We start from the raw sequence: 2,127 nt of genomic DNA, 5'->3' as shown, positions 1-2,127 counted from the left end.
GAGGGCGGCCAGGAAGGCGGCCGCCGCCTGCCTGGTCTCCTCCAGCAGCGCGGGCAGCCGGTTCAGGTCGGCGGCGAGTTCGGGGTGCATGGCGCGTGTTCTCCGGATCGGTCGGGTGTGTCGACGACGCTAGCCGCCGGCCCGCCCGCTGTCCCGGTCCAATCCGCGGCCGGTGGCCTGGTCGGGCGGGCGCGTGACCGGGCGAGCGCGTGACCGGGGGTGGCGCTCCCGGCGGGCGGGGGCCCGTCAGCGGTGGGACGTCTGGCTGGACACCAGGGCGCGGTAGGGGGCGCAGCGGGCGAGGAGGGTGGGGTGGTCGGCGGCGTCGACGACGGCGCCGCGGTCCATCATGATGACGTGGTCGGCGTGCTGGACCGTGGTGAGGCGGTGGGCGACGACCACGACGGCGCGGCGGCGGGCCAGGCGGTCCACGATCTCCCGGAAGCGCAGTTCGTTGAGGCCGTCCAGCTGGCTGGTGGGTTCGTCCAGCAGCACGATGTCGGCGTCGGCGAGCAGGGCGCGGGCCAGGGCCATCCGCTGGCGCTGGCCGCCGGAGAGGTCGAACTCGCGCCCGAGGACGGTGTCCAGGCCGTGCGGGAGGCGTTGGACGTCCTCGGCCAGGCCGACGGTGGCGAGCGCCCGGGCCAGTTCCCGTTCGTCGGCGGCGCCGGCCCGGCCGAGCTGGAGGTTGTCCCGGGCGCTGGCCTCCAGGAGGGTGAACTCCTGGTCCACGTAGGCCATGCGGGCGCGCAGGGCGCCGAGCGGCCAGGCGCGGATGTCGTGGCCGAGGACGCTGACCGATCCGGCGCCGGGGCGCAGGAAGCGGCCGACGAGTGCGAGGGCGGTGCTCTTGCCCGCGCCGGACGGGCCGACCACGGCGGTCAGTCCGGTGCGCGGGACGCTGAAGGAGGCGGCGCTCAGGGCGGCCCGCCGCGTTCCGGTGTGGGTGTAGGAGACGGTGCGGAAGACCACCGCCGGGGCGTCGGGGGCAGGGGTGGGCGCGGTCCGGTCGGCGTCGTCCGGGTCGGCCTCCGGGGGCAGCGCGAGCAGGTCGTTGCAGCGGTCGCGGGCGGCCAGCCCCGCCTGGAGGCGTCCGAACCCGGTGGCGAGCGTGTTGACGGACGGGACGGTCTGGAGCAGGTAGAGCAGGAACGCGGCGAAGGCCGCCACCGTCAGCCCGCCGGCCGCCAGCCGGGCGCCGCCGGTGACGATGACCGCGATCATCGCGAACTGGTTGCCGAGGGTGAGCACGGCCGGGACCAGGGCGCCCAGCCGGGCGCCGGTCAGCGAGACGGCGCGCAGGTGCTCGGCGTCCTCGGCGAGGACGCGGTCGGCCAGCGGTTCGGCCCGGTAGGCCTTGATGGTGGTGAGGGCCTCCAGGTCGGCGGTGAAGCGCTGGGCGATCCGGCCCACCGCGTCCTGCTGTCCGGTGACGTTGGCCCGCATCCGGCGGGTGATCACCAGGACCAGGCCGGTGAGCAGGGCGAGCGCGGCCACGGTGACGGCGGTGAGCACCCAGTCGATCCAGACCATCACCGCGAGGGTGGCCAGCACGCTGAGCGCGGCGAGCGGCAGTTGCATCGCCACTTCCACGACCTGGCCCAGCAGTTGGGCGTCGGAGGTGACCCGGGCGGCGAGTTCGCCGGTGCCCCGGGCCCGGACGACGGGCAGTGGCAGCCGGAGCGCGTGGGCCATCAGGGCGGTCCGCAGCCGGAAGGTCATCCCCTCCCCGATCCGGGCCAGTTGGAAGCCGGAGAGGGCCTGGGCGGCCGCACCGGTGAGGGCGGCGGCGGCCATCATCAGCAGCCCGGGGGCGAGTGAGCGGTGGCCGGAGAAGTCGCCGACGATCCGGCGCACCAGCAGCGGCAGCGCGAGGGCGGCGGCGGTGGCCAGGACGGCGAGGGCCAGGGCGGCGGCGAGGCGGACCGGGTGGACGGCGAGTTCGCGGCGCAGCCGGACCCGCGGCGTTCTGGGCCCGGGCGCGGGGGCGGGCTCGGCGATGGCCTCGGGCGTGGCCTCGGGCGCGGGGGCGGGCGCGGTGTTGGCAGGGGCGGGCCGGTCGGCCACGGAACACCTCTCTCCTGGACGGGGCCCGCCGGGCCGGCGGCGCCGGGCGAGGGAATGGGG

The 2,127-nt window shown here is 76.8% G+C and carries 1 protein-coding gene; it reads right to left on the bottom strand.

Translation table 11 applies throughout. The annotated features are described in order from the left end of the window. Nucleotides 1-246 precede the first annotated feature (246 nt). Complete coding sequence (locus ABD308_RS06030) at nucleotides 247-2,067, bottom strand: ABC transporter ATP-binding protein (protein WP_344328130.1); 1,821 nt, start codon at nucleotides 2,065-2,067, stop codon at nucleotides 247-249. Between the last annotated feature and the right edge of the window lie 60 nt (nucleotides 2,068-2,127).

The organism is Kitasatospora putterlickiae, assembly GCF_039527695.1.
In the GTDB taxonomy this organism is placed as follows: Bacteria; Actinomycetota; Actinomycetes; order Streptomycetales; family Streptomycetaceae; genus Kitasatospora; species Kitasatospora putterlickiae.
This window is presented reverse-complemented; position numbering and strand designations above follow the sequence as displayed.